This window comes from Pedobacter sp. WC2423 (assembly GCF_040822065.1).
In the GTDB taxonomy this organism is placed as follows: domain Bacteria; phylum Bacteroidota; class Bacteroidia; order Sphingobacteriales; family Sphingobacteriaceae; genus Pedobacter.
Map to the genome: position 1 here is coordinate 859,986 of NZ_CP162005.1, position 20,236 is coordinate 880,221.

At 37.1% G+C, this 20,236-nt stretch carries 18 protein-coding genes; 10 read left to right on the forward strand and 8 right to left on the reverse strand.

Translation table 11 applies throughout. The features are described 5' to 3' along the window. Window positions 1-32: 32 nt before the first annotated feature. Entirely contained in the window at window positions 33-764 is a 732-nt protein-coding gene (locus AB3G38_RS03170; RefSeq protein WP_367867052.1) for a thioesterase II family protein, read from the forward strand. A gap of 12 nt (window positions 765-776) precedes the next feature. On the opposite strand, the gene AB3G38_RS03175 is transcribed toward AB3G38_RS03170, so the two are convergent. Next, entirely contained in the window at window positions 777-1,649 is an 873-nt protein-coding gene (locus AB3G38_RS03175; RefSeq protein ID WP_367867053.1) for an FkbM family methyltransferase, read from the reverse strand. A gap of 149 nt (window positions 1,650-1,798) precedes the next feature. Then, a complete protein-coding gene (locus AB3G38_RS03180; protein WP_367867054.1) occupies window positions 1,799-2,287 on the reverse strand; it encodes a hypothetical protein in 489 nt (162 codons plus the stop codon). Window positions 2,288-2,766: 479 nt separating this feature from the next. Here AB3G38_RS03180 and AB3G38_RS03185 point away from each other — a divergent pair, with 479 nt between their 5' ends. Further along, a complete protein-coding gene (locus AB3G38_RS03185) occupies window positions 2,767-4,077 on the forward strand; it encodes a PAS domain S-box protein (RefSeq protein WP_367867055.1) in 1,311 nt (436 codons plus the stop codon). On the opposite strand, the gene AB3G38_RS03190 is transcribed toward AB3G38_RS03185, so the two are convergent. Together AB3G38_RS03190 and AB3G38_RS03195 are read right to left on the reverse strand one after the other, a co-directional pair. Next, a complete protein-coding gene (locus AB3G38_RS03190) occupies window positions 4,074-5,048 on the reverse strand; it encodes a YihY/virulence factor BrkB family protein (protein WP_367867056.1) in 975 nt (324 codons plus the stop codon). The genes AB3G38_RS03185 and AB3G38_RS03190 overlap by 4 nt on opposite strands. Window positions 5,049-5,359: 311 nt before the next feature. Next, the gene (locus tag AB3G38_RS03195) at window positions 5,360-5,953 is read right to left on the reverse strand and encodes a hypothetical protein (RefSeq protein ID WP_367867057.1); all 594 of its coding nucleotides are present in this window, start codon (window positions 5,951-5,953) and stop codon (window positions 5,360-5,362) included. A 173-nt stretch (window positions 5,954-6,126) separates the two neighbouring features. On the opposite strand from AB3G38_RS03195, the gene AB3G38_RS03200 reads away from it, so the two are divergent. The 5 genes from AB3G38_RS03200 to AB3G38_RS03220 all read left to right on the forward strand — a co-directional run bounded on the left by AB3G38_RS03200 (window position 6,127) and on the right by AB3G38_RS03220 (window position 13,886). Next, a complete protein-coding gene (locus tag AB3G38_RS03200; protein WP_367867058.1) occupies window positions 6,127-7,008 on the forward strand; it encodes an AraC family transcriptional regulator in 882 nt (293 codons plus the stop codon). A gap of 33 nt (window positions 7,009-7,041) precedes the next feature. Continuing rightward, entirely contained in the window at window positions 7,042-7,476 is a 435-nt protein-coding gene (locus tag AB3G38_RS03205) for a macro domain-containing protein (protein WP_367867059.1), read from the forward strand. A gap of 185 nt (window positions 7,477-7,661) precedes the next feature. Beyond that, window positions 7,662-11,573: a PAS domain S-box protein gene (locus AB3G38_RS03210; protein ID WP_367867060.1), complete on the forward strand. Its 3,912-nt coding sequence runs from the start codon at window positions 7,662-7,664 to the stop codon at window positions 11,571-11,573. A gap of 121 nt (window positions 11,574-11,694) precedes the next feature. Next, window positions 11,695-12,777 carry a GAF domain-containing protein gene (locus AB3G38_RS03215; RefSeq protein ID WP_367867061.1) on the forward strand — a complete coding sequence of 361 codons (1,083 nt, stop codon included), beginning with the start codon at window positions 11,695-11,697 and terminating at the stop codon, window positions 12,775-12,777. Window positions 12,778-12,797: 20 nt separating this feature from the next. Further along, on the forward strand, window positions 12,798-13,886 hold the full coding sequence (locus AB3G38_RS03220; protein ID WP_367867062.1) for a GAF domain-containing protein: 1,089 nt from the start codon (window positions 12,798-12,800) through the stop codon (window positions 13,884-13,886). A 50-nt stretch (window positions 13,887-13,936) separates the two neighbouring features. Here the strand turns inward: AB3G38_RS03220 and AB3G38_RS03225 are convergent, their stop codons facing one another. Beyond that, window positions 13,937-14,422: a hypothetical protein gene (locus tag AB3G38_RS03225; RefSeq protein ID WP_367867063.1), complete on the reverse strand. Its 486-nt coding sequence runs from the start codon at window positions 14,420-14,422 to the stop codon at window positions 13,937-13,939. Window positions 14,423-14,742: 320 nt separating this feature from the next. On the opposite strand from AB3G38_RS03225, the gene AB3G38_RS03230 reads away from it, so the two are divergent. The 3 genes from AB3G38_RS03230 (at window position 14,743) to AB3G38_RS03240 (ending at window position 17,980) form a co-directional block, all read left to right on the forward strand. Beyond that, window positions 14,743-15,531 carry a carbon-nitrogen hydrolase family protein gene (locus AB3G38_RS03230; protein ID WP_367867064.1) on the forward strand — a complete coding sequence of 263 codons (789 nt, stop codon included), beginning with the start codon at window positions 14,743-14,745 and terminating at the stop codon, window positions 15,529-15,531. A gap of 199 nt (window positions 15,532-15,730) precedes the next feature. After that, entirely contained in the window at window positions 15,731-16,861 is a 1,131-nt protein-coding gene (locus tag AB3G38_RS03235) for a GAF domain-containing protein (RefSeq protein WP_367867065.1), read from the forward strand. Between the two features lie 24 nt (window positions 16,862-16,885). Then, the gene (locus tag AB3G38_RS03240; protein ID WP_367867066.1) at window positions 16,886-17,980 is read left to right on the forward strand and encodes a GAF domain-containing protein; all 1,095 of its coding nucleotides are present in this window, start codon (window positions 16,886-16,888) and stop codon (window positions 17,978-17,980) included. 50 nt (window positions 17,981-18,030) lie between these two features. Here the strand turns inward: AB3G38_RS03240 and AB3G38_RS03245 are convergent, their stop codons facing one another. Genes AB3G38_RS03245 through AB3G38_RS03255 form a run of 3 tightly spaced genes read right to left on the reverse strand, consistent with a single transcriptional unit; the run spans window position 18,031 to window position 20,023 of the window. After that, window positions 18,031-18,630, reverse strand: coding sequence for a hypothetical protein (locus AB3G38_RS03245; protein WP_367867067.1), 600 nt, complete (start codon window positions 18,628-18,630; stop codon window positions 18,031-18,033). Beyond that, window positions 18,627-19,139: an RNA polymerase sigma factor gene (locus AB3G38_RS03250; RefSeq protein ID WP_367867068.1), complete on the reverse strand. Its 513-nt coding sequence runs from the start codon at window positions 19,137-19,139 to the stop codon at window positions 18,627-18,629. Before AB3G38_RS03250 ends, AB3G38_RS03245 begins: the two co-directional genes overlap by 4 nt. An 8-nt stretch (window positions 19,140-19,147) precedes the next feature. After that, window positions 19,148-20,023, reverse strand: coding sequence for an alpha/beta fold hydrolase (locus tag AB3G38_RS03255; RefSeq protein WP_367867069.1), 876 nt, complete (start codon window positions 20,021-20,023; stop codon window positions 19,148-19,150). Between the last annotated feature and the right edge of the window lie 213 nt (window positions 20,024-20,236).

The window sequence follows — 20,236 nt, forward strand, 5'->3', positions numbered from 1 at the left end:
TATTATGCTGAATTAATTTAAATTTAATGATAATGAGTAATAAGGTAATAGCTCTCCCGTTTGCAGGAGGTAACAGATATAGTTTTAATAGTATTGAAAAGCATGTGCCCAAAAAATTAGCGTGGATTACTTTGGAGCTTCCTGGAAGAGGGAATCGTTTTAAAGAAAGTTTGCTGGATAAAGTTGACCAGATGGTAGATGATCTTTTGAGTCAAATAATACCACATATAAAAGAAGGAAATTATATTTTATATGGGCATAGTATGGGTACATTATTAGGTTATGAACTCACAAAAAGAATCATTAAAAATAAATTGAAACAACCTGTTTATCTGTTTTTTACTGGACGTGGAGCTCCAGGATTTGATAGGTTTAAAAATAAAAAATCAGTTCTTCCAAAAGACATATTCTGGAAAGAAGTATATGAAATGGGAGGTTTCCCTAAAGAGCTTTTTGAGTATGATGATCTTTTAGATTTGTATTTTCCTATCATGAAATCAGATTTTAAAGCTATTGAGGATTATGAGTTTAATTCAATGAAAAGTCCATTTCTAATTCCCATACATGTTTGTATGGGAGATAAAGAAATTGGTGAAGAAGAAAACAAAACTCCACTGATAAGTATGAAAGCATGGAGTGAGGAAACATCTGGTTCTTTTTCCTTCGAATTATTAAAAGGAGATCACTTTTTTATTCTCAAACATCCTGAAACTATTGTACAGAGAATATGTGAAGCCTTTGATGGTGAATTAAATACAAAATAATATGATCAATGCTTACACTTCTTTATTTTTTACCTTAATTTTTCTCGCTGTTTTTAACCTTTCCTTTACAAAATCAAGATCACGTATATACAACGTGTTATGATGTCCACCAGGTAGTTTTACAGTCAAATCCCTAACCATAGGATCATATTTATAAGGGTTAAAACCATGATTTAAAAGGAGTAGATGAATGTTTTTTTCATCAAAACCATATCGGTCACCAGAACCATTAAGCTCAATAATAATCGCTTTCAGTGACTTATCTTCAAGAGTATTGCTGCTGCCATTCAGCACTTCTGTTTCAAAACCCTCTACGTCAATCTTCATTAATAAAGGGCTTCTGCCTGAAAGGATATTATCCAAAGTGTCGACATTTACCTCTGTACTCTCTGTGTCTCCAGGGCTGCTCACATGATTCCCGGTATCAAAAGATGTTGTAAATTTTAAAACGCTTTTACAGCTGCCTAAGCCGATATTTAAAGCCTCTACTTTATCTTGAATGCTATTAATTGCGATATTTTGGCTAAAGATTTTAAATGTTTTAAGTATCGGTTCAAATGCAATCGTCTTTGCACCAATTTCCGAAGAAGCCAGCATAGTATAACTGCCTACATTAGCCCCGATATCCAAAAATAAATCATCCTCCCTTAATGTATGAAGCAGAAAGGCCATATCTTCAAACTCATGAAGTCCACAATAAAAATTGCCTGTCGCACCAGTAAGGCCTCTCCAAACTAAAAGCTTACTTTTTTCCGTAAACTGGTATACAATTGGAAAATTGATGACCCTGGAAAAAATCTGCCATTTTAACAAATTAATAATTGCAGAAAAGCGATTGTTTCTCGTAAGCGGATGATTAAAAATAAATTTTAGTGTCCTGTTCATTCAGCAAAGTATACATTAAAAATTAGTTCCTGAAATGGTTTTAATGCTTATACCGATTGTATGAGGTAAAGTACCCCCAAAGTTTTTGTTCAACTTTTAAGGGGGTACTTTAAAATGAGACAACTTCTTTATGTAAATTAATAAACAGCTTAGAATGTAAATCTAAGTGCCAGGCCGAACCTGCCGGCTTCACTACCAAGAAATGGATTATCACCAACATATATACTCGGTCTCCAGTCAAATGCCAATGCCAAAGGTGCGCCTCTGAATTTGTAGTCTAAACCAGCAACGGGAACTAAATAAAATGCAGTGTAGTTATCAGCAAAAAAGTATCTTTTTCTGTCATAAATCTGAACCTTTGGTCCTCCTCCAATGTACCAATCCAGTCCGCGGGCACCTTTAATCGGGGCATTGTATTGCAGGAAAGCCTGAAGTACAGTGGTGTTTCCACCAAATAAAGCTTCTGCCTGTAAAGCTGTATTCCTGTTAAAATGTGTCCTCAGTGATGGACCTACTAAAGTTGCACCATCACCAAAATCCAGCCCCAGACCTAAACCTGTCTTGTAATTTTGTGCTTTAACATTCATTGTGGCTACCGTTAAAGCCAGACATCCTAAAATTGTAAATAATTTTTTCATAATCCTGATTGTATTATATTTTTAAATTCTTTGCCCAACAACTTTGGTGCCGTGATATTTTTCACTTATTTAGGCTTGGATGAAGTTTTTTATGTTGAAAACCTTTTTTATATATCAAATAAGAAACAGCTTCAAAAATTATTTCATATCGTACTTATAATCAGATATTTAATTCGTATGAGACTGTAAAAGGAAGTTTATTCTGAGTACCTCAAATCAAACAGCGTAATTTAGAATGATCAGATAAAGATTATTTCCTGGCTAACTAATCTTTCCAGATTGTGTCTGAATGTGAATAAAAATCAATACAGGATGGACCGAAAGCATATTACACAACTTATAAAATTTCTGTTCCGGGACATATAAACTTGCCAATCAAATCAGTAACTATTATCAAACAGAAAAATAGTAAATAAAAAACCAGTTATTGAAATTTTACGTTCTTTATCCTATCTTAGGATTACTCAATTAACCCCTTCATGCAACAATTACCAACCATTACTGAGGAATACTTGCATCTATTTAGAGAAGGGCCACTCACCATGTATATTTATGACGATGAAGCCGAAAAATTCCTGGCAGTCAATAACACGGCGCTGTGCCAGTACGGATATAGCCATGAAGAGTTTTTAACCCTTCGCCTGTCTGATATACAACCGGTCGAGGAACAGGATGCTTTGATTCAGCAGCCAAAGATTGTTCCTGGGATGTATACATCCAGCGGGCGGTTAAGGCATCGCAGAAAAAATGGGGAAATATTTTACGTCCAAAGCTATTCGCATCAAACAATATTTGAGCAACATACAGCAATCCTTTTTCTGGCTATCGATGTGGACCAGACGGAAAAAGCACTTGAGATAGAAAATATTCTCGATAGCATAACCGATGCATTTTACACCATAAATCATCGCTGGCAGTTCACTCATGTTAACAAAGCCTATGAAAAGCTGCTTGGAAGAAAACGTGAAGACATGATTGGCGGAAACATCTGGGAATTATTTCCTTACGGCAGAGAATTCAGCTATTATGACCGGTACCATCAGGTGGTCAAGGATCAGGTTAGCGTCCACTTCGAGGAATACATTCCAATAAACAATAGCTGGGTTTCGGTGAATGCCTATCCAACCACCGAAGGACTGGCAGTTTATATGGTAGATATCAGCGAACAACGGCAGCTCCGTGAAACGATCTATACGAATGAACAAAACCTAAGGGCTATTATTAATAATACAACTGATCTGATATGGCTGGTCAATACAGATTTTAAAATCATATCTGCCAACCGCGCCTTCCGGGATAGAATGGCTGGAATTACTGGCAGGGCGAAAGATAAATTGGCTGATGCAGATTACCCGGCAGATTTGCTGGTTATCTGGAACGCTTACTACCGTCAGGCGATGGACGGTAACTCCTTTAAAATCATCTGGACAGATACTAAAGATGGGAATCCTATTTATGAAGAAGTCAGCTTTAACCCGGTGTTTGATCAACAGGATAAAGTTTCAGCCATCAGTTGCTTTTCCAGGGATATTACAGAAGCAAGGATAGATCGGGAAAGGATTCTCCGGCAAAATCAGCAGCTAAGGAAGATCGCATGGATACAGTCACACGAAGTAAGGTCGCCTCTGGCAAATATTATGGGGCTCGTACAACTGTTAACAGCTACAGATATGCCGGAAGAAGAATTTTTAAATATGCTGTCGATGCTGAAAACTTCCGCAGACCAGCTGAATCAGGTGATATTTGATATTATGACACAAGCAAATAATCATGATGACGTTGCAGATTAATTTGATGGTTTAGATGGGTGGACAGAAGTTGATGCATTAGCCTGAATAGAATTGTTGCCGGTTTCCACTTCAATTTCTCTGGTCGTTACAGCATAATGGGAGGGATGAATCTCATGACCGTACATTAATGCATATGCTTTAGTAAACTCCGCGCCGAAATAAAGAATAATTGAAGAATAATAAGTCCAAAGCAGTAAGATTACAAGTGAGCCAGCGGCTCCATAAGTACTGCCAATATCACTTTGCCCAATATATATAGAAATCCCAAATTTGCCCAGCATGAATAAAACGGCTGTTACTAAAGAACCATAGATTATATCCCGCCATTTGATAATTGCATCAGGTAATACTTTGAAAATTACGCCAAAAATCAATGTGACAACTGCAAGAGTAAGGACTTGATTAAGGATATAAAATATAACTACAGAAACGTCGGAGAACCTTGCCTGCAACCGGGAACTAAATCCATCTAAAATTGAAGTAATTCCAAGAGAAACCAATAACAGGAATCCCAAACTAATGATGACCGAAAAAGAGAGAAAGCGGTTTTGAAGCATCTTTAGCCAGCCACGTTTCGGTTTTGGCTTCAGTCCCCAAATGGTGTTAATCGAATCCTGAATATCAGCAAATACAGTAGTCGCACCAATTAGCAAAGTAACCATTCCGATAATAAATGCAATTGTTCCTTTATTGTTAATTGCAGCTTTTTGAACAATTTCCTGGAGTTGTAATGCTGTTTCTTTGCCCATAAAACCGGCAAGCTGACCATATATTTGTCCCTGCGCGGCTTCTTGTCCTAAGAAAATACCACACAAGGATATGATCACTACTAATAAGGGTGCCATCGAAAATACAGTGTAATAAGCTAACGAGCCGCTTAGCTTAGTTATCTTATGGTCGCTGAAACCAGCAAAAGAATTTTTCAATACTTCCCATATACCTTTCAAAGTGATCTTTGTATTCTTGCTCATTCTTTCTTTATTATTATCCGGTTTATTGTGTATTAGTAAACCTGAATATCCTGCGATTGTTTTGATTGTATTCAAACAATAATGGAGCCTTATTTTCAGACGAAAGCTTTATGGCCAGAAGGGGCAAATTCAATATTTATATGCAGTTATTGTCAAAAGATGCATGTTTTTAATTCCGAAGCGCTAAAGATTAAAATAAATAAACCATTTAATTTAAATAGTCAGTTAAACTGGCAGACGATTTAAATTAAATGGTTTATTTATTATATTCCAGGTATTATCAGGCAAGCCCAATAGAAAAATCATTCGATTTATCTAACATCTATCGTTTTGTTAAACGCTTGATCTTTAGAGGTGATAACAAAAGTTAATTGATTAGAAAGGGCTTTTCCAATATTAAATTTTTTAACTAATTTTTCTGAATTGTTATAAGTATTCGTGTAAAGTTGATTGTTGAATTCATCGAAAATCACAATTTCAACCGGAGCCTTATTGGTGTAATCTAAATTCAGGGTTATCACTCCATCTTTCTTAGTTAATACTGGTTTAAAGACTTCTTTATTTGAAGCTATAGAAAGAGAGGCTTTATTATTTTGAATGTTAATTTGATATTCAACCAATTTTAAATCCGTTTCTAGTTTCATTATATAATTTCCATCAGGAAAATCAGTTAAGTCGTAAGTTTTAGTGGATCCGCTTAATTCGTGACCTTTTTTCTCATATAGTATTTCATCATTCATGCCATAGAACGTTACTTTCATGTCTTGCGTCTCATTTATAGAAAGACTAATAGTTTTTCCTTCTGCACTGTTGACTTTTAATGAAAGGTCATCATTATTTGCATATGTATTTACACTAGTAAAAAGGATGGTAGCTATAACGCTAATTTTGAATAGATTTTTCATATCATTAATTTTAGAAGAGTTAGTAATTATTTGATGGGTCTAAGTTATTGACAATGAGTTAGTATAATTGACTGCATATTTTCCGATAGTTATGCTATATTACCATTGATATGTATTCTTTTTTGCTAAAACTCATAATAAAGTATATTTTTGATTTGATAAACTGAAAAAATATGAAAGCAATAAAGCCTGGATACGAGGTAGTTGAGACTTCTTTTGGAAGCTCTTTCTATTATTCTAAATATTTAATGAATTCCAATAACAAAGCTCATGTATGGCATTACCACCAGGAAATAGAAATGGTTTTTGTAAATGGTGGTGCTGGAAAAAGACAAATTGGGAGTCATATATCTTACTATACCGATGGAGACTTAATCTTAATTGGAAGCAATCTCCCACATTGTGGCTTTACAGATTACGATACCGGGAACAAGAATGAAACGGTCATCCAGATGAAACCAGATTTTCTTGGAGCAGGATTTCTGGGTTTACAAGAAACAAAATGGATACAAGAACTTTTTGATAAGGCCAGAGGAGGAATTGCTTTTGGAAATGAAATCAAAAAAGTTGTTGGCAAACAGATAGAGAAAATGGAGAATTTATTACCTTTTGAAAGACTATTAGCACTATTAGCCGTTTTAAAAGAACTTCAAAACTCTGCCGATTATAGAATTTTAAATGCTTCCGGGTTTTCACTTGAAACACAGGTTCAGGATAACGATAGAATTAATATGGTTCTCAATTATGTTAAAGATAATTTCAAGACACAAATAAGTTTAGAAAATGTAGCTGCGATGGCAAGTATGACGGTGCCTTCTTTCTGCAGATATTTTAAAAAAATTACCAAAAAAACGTTTACTGCTTTTGTTAATGAGTACCGTGTTGTACATGCTTCAAAACTTTTAGCTGAAAAACAGACCAGTATCGCAAATATTTGTTACGAAAGTGGATTTAATAATTTTAGTCATTTCAATAAGTCATTTAAAGAATTTACAGGTAAAAATGCTTCACAATATAGAAAAGAACTGAATTCAGTAATCTATGAAACTGTTTAGTTTTTAGAAAGATCATTAAAATTTTAAATTAACATGCAGATTATTAAATCTGGTAATATTTTCGAGAGTAACGCGCAGACTTTGGTTAATACCGTTAACTGTGTTGGTGTTATGGGAAAAGGAATAGCATTAGAGTTTAAACAGCGTTATCCGCATATGTTCAGTGACTATGAAGATTTATGCAGCAGGCAGTTGCTTGACATTGGCAAACTTTGGCTTTATAAGACCGGGCACAAATGGATATTGAATTTTCCAACAAAATATGACTGGCGACAGCCCAGTAAAGAAGAATATCTTGAACAAGGACTTGAGAAATTCATGGAGACTTACAAGGACAAAAAAATAACCTCCGTGGCTTTTCCCTTACTAGGTGCCAGTAATGGTAAGATTGACCCGCAGCGGTCGCTGGAAATCATGAGACGATATCTGGATGGATGCGATATACCGGTTTCAATTTACATCCAATAATCCAGAGTGCATTTAATTCAAGAAATCTGCGTAGCTTCTTTTTTTTATCTTGTTGATAAGAAAATATAGTAATTATAATAAATTCTAACTTAAAGTTGCGCTTTGGGTAAAACTACGTAAATTCCCCTTTAGGGTACAATTATTATCAATTTTCGTTAAATTGGATCATCAAATTCTTAAACGAAATGGTGAAATTTCCAATACCTGAAAATGAAAATGAACGCCTGAAAGCGTTGAAGAATTACGAAATACTCAATTCTTTATCTGAAGAGGAATATGACAGGATCACCGCCATTGCTGCTAACATTTGCGGAGTTCCCATTTCGCTGATTACCCTGCTGGACGAGGACCGTCAATGGTTCAAATCTAAAGTAGGCCTGGAAGTCGATCATACTTCCAGGGAACTCGCGTTTTGCCAATATACGATCATGGATAATGACCTATTTGAAATTCATGATGCTACCCTTGATGAGCGGTTTAAGGATAACGATTTAGTGCTGGGTGAACCACATATAAGATATTATGCGGGTTACCCGCTCATTGATCCTAAGGGATATAATTTGGGGACGCTCTGTGTGATTGACAGGAAACCTAACGCATTAAGTGAACAACAAAAGGAAGCACTTCGTTTACTCAGTTTGGAGGTCATGCAATTGATTACAGATCGCAGATTGAAAGAGGAGCTCCGAAATTTTGAGAAGCTTTTTTTATTGTCTAATGACCTGATCTGTATCTCTGGTACAGACGGCTACTTTAAGAAAATAAATCCAGCATTTGAAAATCTGCTGGGCTGGCGTGAAGTTGATATTTTAGGCAAGAATATTTTTGAACTAGTTCATCCGGCAGACCTCCAAATCACTGAAAATGAAATGGAAAAGTTGAGAAAGGGGATTTCGATTGTCAATTTTGAGCATAGACTACTCACTTCAACAGGCACCTATAAAATATTTCAGTGGGTAATTACTCCAGAAAAGAATACCGATAATCTTTTTGCCGTTGGCCGGGATATAACCAGCATCAAAGCAAATGAGGAAAAACTAGCTGAAAAAGAAGCCAATTTGAGGGCCGTGTTTGAAAATTCCCAGGGATTGATTACTACACACGACCTTGCCGGAAAATTTATTACGGTTAATGGTGCTGGTGCTGCAATTTTGGGTTACAGCGTTCAAGAGATCGGTCAAATGAGCTTATTTGATGTTATTCCCAAAGAAAGACACGACTATCTAACAGCATATCTTCTTGAAATCGAGCAATCCGGTCATGGGTCCGGACAGATGTTAGTTAGGCATAAAGATGGTTCACTTCGCACATTATTGTTCAATAATGTGCTGGAAAATATAGCTGGGCGGCCTGCCTATGTGATTGCCAATGCGCTGGATATCACCGAACGTAAATCTATGGAGGAACGTTTGGTTCAATTAACCGAAATGCTGGAGCAAACCAATAAAGTGGCAAGAGTGGGAGGGTGGCAACTTGATCTTTCCACGCAAAAATTATTTTGGACAACAGTAACCAGGGAGATCCACGAGCTTCCTGAGCAATTTGAGCCTGCTATGGATACCGCTGTCCTTTATTATAAAGAGGGGACAGACCGGGACCGGATTTTAAAAGCAGTTGATTTGGCCATTCAAACTGGGGAGGGATGGGCAATAGAAATACAAATTACCACTTTTACAGGTAAAGAAATTTGGGTAAAAGCAATAGGGAATGCTCTTTTCGAGGATGGGGTATGTAAAAGATTATATGGGTCTTTCCAGGATATAGACGAGAGAAAGAAAATAGAACTAAGGGCCGAGCGCGCACGGGTGTTACTCAGTTCTTTTGCCGCTCATGCTCCTGCGGCTGTGGCAATGCTTGACAAACACATGAACTATATTGCCGTGAGCAACAGATGGCTGGAAGATTATAATCTTGCAGGACTGGAGATCATCGGAACATCATACTATACTCATTTTCCTTTTATTACAGCGGCTGGCATAGAGCGGCATCAACGTATCTTAAAAGGAGCAATAGAAAGAATGGAAGAGGACCGTTATCTGGGTAAGGGGTTTGGCAATCAGGAATTTATCAACTGGGAAATGCGGCCCTGGTCAGAGGCTGATGGTTCCATTGGTGGAATGATCATATTTACTCAGGACATTACTGCGGCGGTTAATCAGAGAAATGAATTGGAACAGGCTAAATTAGCTGCTGAGCAAGCCAGCGTGGCAAAATCAGATTTCCTGTCAAATATGAGCCATGAAATAAGAACTCCTTTAAACGGGGTTATTGGTTTTACAGATCTGGTTTTGAAAACAAAGCTAACAGATACCCAATTACAATATTTATCTATCGTCAATCAATCGGCGACTGCTTTGCTCGGTATTATCAATGATATTCTCGATTTTTCCAAGATAGAAGCAGGTAAACTCGAACTTGACGTTGAGGAGTGTGATATTTATGAGATTAGTGGCCAGGCTACCGATATAATTACCTATCAGGTACAAAAGAAAGGCCTGGAAATGCTGCTCAATCTCTCCAATGATTTGCCCAGATTTATTTGGGCTGATTCGATACGTTTAAAACAAATACTGATCAACTTGTTAGGAAATGCCGCAAAGTTTACAGAACAAGGTGAAATTGAACTTAAAATAGATGTTGTAAAGGAGCAGGAAGGCCTATCCCTGATTCGATTTGCAGTACGAGATACAGGTATTGGAATAAAAGAGGATAAAAAGGACAAGATATTTGAAGCTTTTGCCCAGGAAGACGGGTTTACTACGAAAAAATACGGTGGCACTGGCCTTGGCCTGGCGATTACCAATAAACTCCTGGGGCTGATGAACAGCAAGCTGGAATTGACAAGCACTATTGGAAAAGGAAGCGAATTCTATTTTGAAATCTGGCTGAAATGTGAAAAAGGTGAACCTAAAGAATGGGAAAACATCAGCATGCTCAAAAATGCATTAATTGTTGATGATAATTTAAATAACAGAGTGATCCTGGAACAGATGTTATTGTATAAAGGTATCAATAGCAGACAGGCAAAAAATGGATTTGAAGCTTTGCAGATACTGGCATCAGGTGAAAAGTTCGATATTATTCTAATGGATTATCATATGCCTTATCTGGATGGTCTGGATACTATACGCCAGATCAGGGAAAGTTTCAATGATACAGAAATTTTACAACCCATTGTTTTACTATTCAGTTCTTCGGACGATGAAAAAATTATAAAAGGATGTGAAGAATTGAAAGTAAATTCCCGCCTGGTCAAACCAGTTAAGATGACAGAATTTTATGAGCTGCTATCGCGTATCCAATTAAAGGAAAAAACATCTCCTTTACTATTGAAGGATGATGATCCAATCATAACAACAGCACAACTCAGGATCCTGGTTGCTGATGATAATCCAGTGAATATGATGCTGGCCAAAATCATTATTGAAAGGGCGGCTGTGAATGCGGAGGTCATAGAGGCGAAAAATGGAATTGAGGTTTTAGCGCATTTTAATAAGACCAGACCAGACCTCATTTTAATGGATGTACAAATGCCGCAAATGAATGGATATGACGCAACGGTTGAGATCAGGAAATTGGAAAAAAGTAAGTATAGAACCCCAATTATTGCTTTGACAGCCGGGAATGTAAAGAATGAGCGTGAACGCTGTATTGCTTCAGGAATGGATGATTTTGTAGTTAAGCCTGTAGTGGAAGAGACGATTGTACAAATTCTTAAGAAATGGCTGCATATTAGTGTCTTTAGTACTAGTTCTGAATCACAGATGGCAAAAGATGAGTTACCACATTTCGATCCTGATATCTTAAAAAAACATATTGGAGATAATCAGGTGGTTATTGCTGAAATTATCGCCCTGACCAAAATACAACTGGCTGGATCTTTAGCCGTGCTTAGAAAGGCCGTAGAAAAGAATTCACCTGAAGAGGCCTCTGCACAAGGGCACAAAATATATGGTACTGCTGTTTCGGCAGGTTTGCCCAGATTGGCAAAAATAGCAAGGAAAGTGGAAATGATTAAAGATCAACCCGATTTGAATATGAATGTTCTGTTAGAGGAGTTAACTGAAGAAATAAATATATTTACTGACTTATTTTGAGACAATCGGGCAGCATGGGATTAATTTTGTCTTTTTTGCTAAAAAAAGAAAAAAATTAATCACAAATGAAATTCAGATTTTTACTATAATTCGTATATTGTTTAATGTTGACTATTATCATATGAACCGCTATAATCCAAAAAGGTTGGCCGATGTTGATCGTTTTCTGAAACTAAATATAAGTAAAGAAAAGGAACTACAGGAAATTGTGGAATTTGCTGCTGAAGTCTGCGGATCACCCATTGCTTTGATTACTTTAATGGATGGTGAAACGCAATTTATTAAATTCCATACCGGAGCTGATATTGATCTGGTTGATTATAATGACACTTTCTGCCAGCATACCCTCCATTATGCTGACCTGCATATTGTTGAGGATGCCATCAAGGATGACAGGTTTTTAAATAACCCTTTTGTTCAGTCCGGTCCCTATTTAAGATTTTATGCAGGCATGCCGCTGATCAGTGAAAAAGGTAATGCAATTGGTACGCTCTGTGTTTTTGATTTAGAAAGCCATTCATTATCTCACTTTCAGCAAGTGATTTTACGTAGTTTATCTGAGCAAGTTACTAACTTATTAGAGTTTGATGTAACCCTGCAAATTTTAAAAGAGAAGTATGAAGAGTCAAATGAAAATGCCAGTATTTTGTTAACTTATTTTAATAGCTCCAGTTCTTGCCATTTACTCATGGACAAGCATATGCAGGTAATAGCCTTTAACCAAACTATGGCAAATTTCATAGTTGCAAATGATCAGCCCCAAATTGTAGAAGGGATAAGTATAAAAGATTATGTTCCTGCATCCTTTTTGGAAGAGTTTACTGATTACTTCAACAGGGCACTGTCAGGTGAGGTGATTAAAGTAGAGCGCCACCTGGATTATACCCAAGGAACGATCTGCTGGTATATGATCTATGAATCAGCTTTAGATTCCAATGGTGAACTTTTCGGGGTTTCACTCAATGCCACAGACATCACCAGCAGTGTCATCAATCAAAGGCAACTTAATAACCAGGCTGACGCCATTATTAAGATTAATGATATCCAGGCGAATGATCTTGCCGGGCCGATTGATCAGATCATTCAGGAAGCGGAAGAAATCAAAAAGATGATATCAACGGGCGAAGTGGAAGAATTTCACCTGCTCCAATTGGCTGTTGCAGAATTGAAGGAAAAGAAAGCAAAGATCATAACTGTTACTTAAGAATAATTTATTTTACAAATATGCCACTGAAAGAACTTGAAAGTCTGGAAGCTGTTAATAGATATCTTACTTTGGAAATCAGTGTAGCTGATAGATTACAGAAAATTGTAAAAACAGCTGCTGAGATTTGTGGTACACCAACGGCATTGATAGCTCTGATTAGTGAAGATACGCAATATATTAAATTCAATCAGGGCCTTGACTTTACGCTGATGCCCATGGCAGATGCCTTTTGTAATCATACCATTTTGGAACCTGATTTTTTCGTTGTAGAAGATACATTAAACGATGAACGGTTTAATAATAATCCACTGGTAACCGGGAATCCCAATATCAGATTTTATGCAGGAGTACCGTTAACTACAGATGACGGCTACAATTTGGGGAGTCTTTGTGTAATCGATCAGATTCCAGGGAAAATAGGAGCTGTTAATTTAAAAATGCTTAAGATGCTGGCCAGGCATGTGATTAATTTGTTTGATTTTGAATCTGGACTGGCATTACTGAAACAACAGTTTATCCAGACAAAACAAACAGAGATCAAACTTAGATCATTCTTTGAAAGCTCTACCTCTGAACATATTATCATTGACCGGGAGTACATTATCCTGGCTTTTAATAAAAGGTTGAGAGATTTTATTTATAAAGAGTATCATATCACCATTAAAAAGGGAATGAAGATTACGGAATTTGTCGGGAAAGTTTATATGCAGGATTTTATAGTCAATTGTAATCGGGCACTGGCTGGTGAACAGGTGAGGCATGAAAGATTGATGCAATTTGGAGGTACGTCGATTTGGTGTGATATTGATTACAACCCTGCAAAAAATTCTGAAGGAGAAATTATTGGTGTTTCCTTTAATTCAACAGATGTTACAGATCGTATTGTACAGCAAAATAAGCTGTTAAGTCACCAGGACAGTTTGACGAAAACGGCATTTTTACAATCTCATGAATTACGTAAACCCGTGGCCAATATTAAGGGGATTTTAGCACTGCTTCAAATGGAGGGATACTTCGAAAATTATGGTTCACTACAAAAAATGGAAAAAGCTACCAATGTCCTTGACGAAAGAATTCGCGCTATAGTGGAATGCACAAGAGTTTAATTTTTAGGATGTTCAAGGATTAAAATGCCTTAGACATATCTTTTAGTCACCTATCGCTGTATTCTTTTTTCCTTTAGTAAAAAATAAGAAATCAGGCATCCCATACAGCTTCCCAAGAATATATAATATTCAAAATTCATTTGATCGATAAGATAACCGATATCTATTTTATCAGGGGACAAACTGAAGTTTTTTGAAACTCCACTAAAATATGAGCTGAGCAGCTGTTTTCTTGCAAAAATTGCCAGAACCGTACATATCATTACTATAATCATGCTGGCGCATTTTTTATTCGCACTAACAATGGGAGCCAACATCCAGGTTGCCAATACCAAAATGGGCATCAGTCCAATTACCAGAGAAAAAGACAATGTTGTCCATAATTCTCTATTAAGGTCTGTAAGATGATAAGATACCTCGGCAGCTTCTGGAAGCACTAAATAGATAAATTTGTCAAAAGTAAAGAGTCCCAGAGCAAAAAGAGCGATCGAGAGCAATACTGCGAAAAAAACGGTTTTCTTGGTCTGTTTCATCATGGGTTGCAAACGTTTTATGGTATATAAAATACTTATATTATAGATTAATAACAGTTTTTAATCTCCAATGTTTTCTATATTAACCCTTTATACAACAAGTAGGGGCTGATCTCAGGCACCTGGAACCACACAAAAGAAGAAGACGCAAATTCGCGAAGACAGTTCAAAAGAGGTGTTTTATGGAGGAAGGAATTTTAAATAGGATAAAAATAACTTTAAAACCTCAAAAAAGGAGCTTTTTTTATAATTTGCAAAGGTGCTATAGTCTTGTTTAATAGCTTATCTATAAGTTTCACTAAATTTTTAAATTATCCTTATTTATGAAAATAGCTTTAGCTTCCCCTCCATTTCCGAAAAATCTGAGTGAGGGTTTACAGACACTCGAGAAGATGGCTATAGAAGCAGCTGATATGAATGCTGAAATAATCTGTTTTCCAGAGTCTTATCTTCCAGGATATCCAGGTATGGGCTATTCAAAAGCAGACCAGACCAGCGCAAACCTGGAGAGGGCATTAAACGAAGTATGCAGAATTGCGGCTGAGAACTCAATTGCCATAATTGTTCCTATGGATTGGTATATGAATAAACAACTTGTCAACCTGGCTTATGTTGTTTCCGAAAAAGGTGAAATATTAGGTTATCAAACTAAAAACCAACTAGATCCTTCAGAGGACACTATTTGGGTACCGGGTACGCATAGATTTATATTTGAAATTAAAGATGTCAAATTTGGTATAACTATATGCCATGAAGGATTTCGTTATCCTGAATCAGTAAGGTGGGCTGCACAAAACGGTGCCCGGATCGTTTTTCATCCTCACTTTTCCGGAAGTAATACGAATGGAGTAAAGCTAACGGAATGGGGCAATAAAAGCAATCCATACTATGAAAAAGCAATGATGATGAGAGCTTTGGAAAACACGATTTATTTTGCCAGCGTTAATTATTCATCCCTTTATCCTGAATCAGCCAGTTCATTAATCGACCCTTCTGGAAATTGTGTACTCCATGAAGTTTATGGGAGATCTGGTATCATTGTTGGAGAAATTGATCCTGATCAAGCAACTGGCCTATTAGCCAAAAGATTTAAAAACGCTTTATACAGTTAATAATTGGGCGGGTTTTTTAAGATCCTGCTTTATTCCTATTGGTTTTAATGCCTCTTGTTCCTCTTCTTGTTTTTTCGCAGCAAAATTGATCCTGCTCGTTTTGGGGTTTGTTAAGAAACTGTTTGCAGAGAGCTTACGTATGTTTAATAAAATTTAGTTCACCATTGTGGGCTTATGATTACTAAACAGGAATTAAGATATGTCAGATAGTATATTAAAAACGGGCAATACAGTAAATCGTTTTTTGCATAGGAAGATTGATAGAGAGGACGAGCTGCAGCAAATCGTCGAGTTGGCAGCCAATATATGTAATGTACCGATAGCGATGATTACATTTATGGATGATCAGACACAACATATCAAATTCAAAGCCGGTACTGATCATAGCGAAATTTCTTTTACTGATACGTTTTGTAAGTATACTGTTATACAAAAAGAACTGTTGATTATTCCCGATACACTGGTAGATGAGCGGGTGAAGAATAATCCATCTGTAGTTCAGAACCCTCACCTCCGCTTTTATGCAGGGTCACCATTAACTACTCACGATGACTATAATATAGGTACATTATGCGTGTACGATATACAGCCTAAAACACTGACAACCATTGAGCAAAAGATGCTGCACCGGCTTGCCCGCCAGGTTACCCGCTTGCTGGAATTTGATGCCAGCCTGCAGCTCTTGAAAGAACAATATGAATTTTCACGTGTAGAAGAAATTAAGCTCCGCTCTTTCTTTGAAAGTTCAGGTTGCTGTCATTTGCTGCTCGACACTCAACTGCGTGTACTTTCTTTTAACAACGCCATGGTCAATTTGCTCAGGAGCAACTACCAGCTCACCATTGCAGAAGGCATGGAGGTGAATGATTACATTGAAACTGGATTTGTTGAGGAGTTTATCAGGAATTGTAAACGCGCATTAAAGGGAGAAAATGTCAATATTGAAGCCATCATCAACCCGTCAAAAGGAAATAACCCATGGCAGCTTATTTTTGAGCCTGCTTTTGATTCGATGGGGGCCATTACAGGTGTTACTTATAGTGCAACTGATATTACACAAATGGTAAGGGATGAAAAAACGGTCTTAGAACAAGGAGAATCTCTTCGTCAGATTGATCGTATACTCTCAGCTGACTTACATCATCCTCTTGAAGTTATCAAAGGTGCAATGTCTAAGATGAAACAGCAAGGCTATCCCGATGGTATCATTGAGTTTGAACTACTGGAAAAAGCATGTAATGAACTTTTGAACAAAGGGAGTTTAATTATTTTATCAGACGAACGCAACATTGGGTATGTGCCTTCCTCATTAACTCTTCCATATAAGTAATCATTAATTAAACTACGCTTTTCAATGCCATATAATGAATTAAAACGACTGGAGGCGGTAAATAGATTTCTAAAGGTTCAGGTTGATAAACAGGAAGAATTCAAAGAAATTGCCCAGCTAGCTGCAGATATCTGCGGCGTACCCAACGCGCTGATCACGCTAATAGGTCAGGATACAGAATATATTCTGTTTAATGACCGGTTTATACCCAGCTCTGGCAGGGATCAATCCTTTTGTCATTTCGTAGTGGAAAGCGAGCATATAATGATTGTTCCAGATGCGCAACTGGACCCTAATTTTAAAAATTATGCTGCGGTAACAAGAGAGGCCGGTATCCGCTTTTATGCAGGTGCACCGCTAACCACTGATGACGGACAAACACTGGGAAGTTTATGTGTTTTTGATAAAAATCCAGGAGAACTTACCGGAATCCAGACAAAAATGCTGCAAAACTTAGCTAAACAGGTTATCCAGTTGCTGGATTTTGAAAGCAATATTTACTTTTTAAAAGAACAATATGTGAATGCCAAAAAGCTTGAATTGAAAATGAATTCATTTTTTGAAAGCACTACGAGCAATCACTTATTGCTGGATAAGGATCTGAACATCATTTGCTGTAATAAAGCAGTGAAAGATTTAATCAAGAAGGCTTATGATGTTGAAATACAACCAGGCATGGATATTAAACAGTTTATTGATCCTGAATATATGGCTCATTTTATGGAGAATTGCAGGCTTACTTTATCAGGAGAAAGTATCAGACTGGAACTTTTACATAATTTTGGTGTATACTCCGGTTGGTTCATATCCAGTTATGATCCAGCCAGAAACAACGACGGTGAAATTATCGGCATATCTTATAATTCCATCGACATTTCCAAAAGAATAGCCTCTCAGCAAACCGCTTTAGCCCAGCAGCGTAAGCTCGGCCATATTGCATTTATACAGTCCCACGAATTTCGCAGACCGGTAGCAACAATCAAAGGCATGCTTAATCTGATGGAAATGGATGGATACGATGTGACTTATCCCTTGTTAAAAGTGATCAGAAATAGCGTAAATGAGATAGATGATCGCATTGTCGAAATCGTAAATTTTACAGTTAAAAGCACTGGATAGTAAACTTTATTGCTTACATGGTCGAAATTAATTTCATGTATTGATATCACCTATCCAATTTCGTCGCGCATCTGTTCAAAGTTCTTAAGCAGTTCGTCAATAGCATTCAACTGTTTTTTTTGTTTATAAAACCTGCTCCATATAGAGACTCCTGCAATATAAATCGTAGTGATGGCCAGAGCGGTAAAGGTAAAAAGCAAACTGCCCCTTTTTGTAATTTCTATAATATAACCAACCATAGCAAGCCATAATAATACAGTATACACCCATACATAACTGGTTAGCATTTTTTTTTGCCATTTCAGTTTTCCAATTTGATTATCCAGGTAATCGATGCCCGCAACGTCACGCTGATCTTTCCGGAAGCTGTAACTTTTCCAGCTTAAAACCGCAAAAACAACCATGAGGAAAATGACCGAACCAATGCTTACATCAAAAGGCCAACGGTATTGCTGGTGGTAGGTCAGGTAAACCCAGGCAATTACTGATCCTGCAAGCACGAAGCCGGCGCTCATGAAAAGGTTAGACCTCCGGAGTTTACGCTGATGTTTTTCCAATTTATCTTGTAAAATAGGAGTGATATTATCTGTAGTGTTTTTTTCTATTGACTGTGAAAGCCAGCTATGCTGAAGTTCCTCGAAATTTGTCATTTTTTATCCTCCATTAGGTTAAGTAATCGTTCTTTAATCCGGTTTATTCTTACGCCTGTATTGGTTAAACTTGCACCAGTAATCTCAGCGATTTCTTTATAGCTTTTCTGTTCCAATAAAAGCGAGATGATAAGCCGGTCTTGCGCAGCAAGCTGACTAATACAAAACCTGAGTTTTTCCAGTTTCGCTTCCTGTTCCATCTTTTCCGGAATATATTCGATATCAGGCATTTGATAGGCATCAGGAATAGACAAATGATCATGTCGCTTATTTTGGGAATTAAAACCAATAGCAGTATTGATCGCGATGCGGTAAATCCATGTGCTTACTTTCGATTTTCCTTTGAAACTTTGAATGCTTTTCCAGATCTGATAAAGGATTTCCTGATATAAATCGTCGGCATAAGAAACATCATACAAATAGGCTCTGCAAATCCGATAAATACTCGCATGATTGGCCCTGACTAATTCATTAAAGAATTCCTGCTGATCGCGATTGTTCTGTTGCACAGTGTCTTTTATAATTTGGTGATAAAATTATCCATTTGGTTTAACATCCAGAGTGGCTCATTAAACATTATAAAATGCCTGGCGTCGTTGCTCACCTGAATGGTACAGGTTTTACATTTCGCATACTGCTTTTGGAAAACTCCGCTAACATAAGAGCGGGTAAAACCAATATACTGCGGAGATTCTTTAAAAGCAGCCAGTACCAGTACCGGGACATTTATCGATGCAATTTTGTCCTGAATGTCATCACTCATCATTTCAGTAAAAGTATAGGCCATTGTTTTCCGGTCAGATTGTGCTCCCCAGGTCGCGATCGCTTCCCATTTTGTTGAATCTGCACATAAGCTTTTGGCAACGTTTAACTGGTAGGCTTTGAGTTTTGCATCGCTCATCTCATTGTATTGCGCCAGAAGTTTTATTGCCTGGCTTTCCTTAAAACCCCTTTGAGCAGCAGGATTAATTGCCGCCGCGTAAAAAGGCATTGCATCGATTACAACAACCCGGCTCAATCCATCTTTCATTTCAGCTGCAATATTGAGTGCAAGAAAGCCACCAATCGAATGGCCAACGAGAATGACGTTTTTAAGTTTTCGGGTTTTGATGTAATCCATCAAGGCCAATTTGAACTTGCTTAGATACGGGCCTTCAGTCATTGGAGGAACACCAGCATATCCGGCAAGTGTGAAAACGTGACACTCGAATTTTTTATTGTAATGCGCTACTGTACTTTGCCACTCCTCACCACTACAGGTTGCGCCGGGTATAAACAACATCGGTTGCCCTTTACCACTTACCTGTACTTTAAAAGGTTCATTCGAACCATTTGCATATGCAGAAATGGCCACATTTAAAATCACGCTGAAAACTAAAATTACTTTTTTCATATTCGGTTCTTTTCTTCATTAGTAAGCCATCACTTTAATTTATTACAACAAAATTTAAATTTTATGAAAATGGTGCCTGTCTGAATGGTAAAAAGAAACAACATTGCGCAAATTTGGTGTTCTTGCAATTTTAAGGCAAGCTAATTCAAAACATTAATGAGCCAGATAAAATCAGCCTGATAAACAATGTGTTATGGATATAGGAAGAAAATA

Coding starts and splice junctions, on each gene's coding strand:
- AB3G38_RS03255 (WP_367867069.1), bottom strand. CDS start 20,023: ATGAAAAAAGTAATTTTAGTTTTCAGCGTGATTTTAAATGTGGCCATT.
- AB3G38_RS03175 (WP_367867053.1), bottom strand. CDS start 1,649: ATGAACAGGACACTAAAATTTATTTTTAATCATCCGCTTACGAGAAAC.
- AB3G38_RS03185 (WP_367867055.1), top strand. CDS start 2,767: ATGCAACAATTACCAACCATTACTGAGGAATACTTGCATCTATTTAGA.
- AB3G38_RS03180 (WP_367867054.1), bottom strand. CDS start 2,287: ATGAAAAAATTATTTACAATTTTAGGATGTCTGGCTTTAACGGTAGCC.
- AB3G38_RS03190 (WP_367867056.1), bottom strand. CDS start 5,048: ATGAGCAAGAATACAAAGATCACTTTGAAAGGTATATGGGAAGTATTG.
- AB3G38_RS03170 (WP_367867052.1), top strand. CDS start 33: ATGAGTAATAAGGTAATAGCTCTCCCGTTTGCAGGAGGTAACAGATAT.
- AB3G38_RS03200 (WP_367867058.1), top strand. CDS start 6,127: ATGAAAGCAATAAAGCCTGGATACGAGGTAGTTGAGACTTCTTTTGGA.
- AB3G38_RS03195 (WP_367867057.1), bottom strand. CDS start 5,953: ATGAAAAATCTATTCAAAATTAGCGTTATAGCTACCATCCTTTTTACT.
- AB3G38_RS03220 (WP_367867062.1), top strand. CDS start 12,798: ATGCCACTGAAAGAACTTGAAAGTCTGGAAGCTGTTAATAGATATCTT.
- AB3G38_RS03215 (WP_367867061.1), top strand. CDS start 11,695: ATGAACCGCTATAATCCAAAAAGGTTGGCCGATGTTGATCGTTTTCTG.
- AB3G38_RS03210 (WP_367867060.1), top strand. CDS start 7,662: ATGGTGAAATTTCCAATACCTGAAAATGAAAATGAACGCCTGAAAGCG.
- AB3G38_RS03230 (WP_367867064.1), top strand. CDS start 14,743: ATGAAAATAGCTTTAGCTTCCCCTCCATTTCCGAAAAATCTGAGTGAG.
- AB3G38_RS03205 (WP_367867059.1), top strand. CDS start 7,042: ATGCAGATTATTAAATCTGGTAATATTTTCGAGAGTAACGCGCAGACT.
- AB3G38_RS03235 (WP_367867065.1), top strand. CDS start 15,731: ATGTCAGATAGTATATTAAAAACGGGCAATACAGTAAATCGTTTTTTG.
- AB3G38_RS03245 (WP_367867067.1), bottom strand. CDS start 18,630: ATGACAAATTTCGAGGAACTTCAGCATAGCTGGCTTTCACAGTCAATA.
- AB3G38_RS03225 (WP_367867063.1), bottom strand. CDS start 14,422: ATGATGAAACAGACCAAGAAAACCGTTTTTTTCGCAGTATTGCTCTCG.
- AB3G38_RS03240 (WP_367867066.1), top strand. CDS start 16,886: ATGCCATATAATGAATTAAAACGACTGGAGGCGGTAAATAGATTTCTA.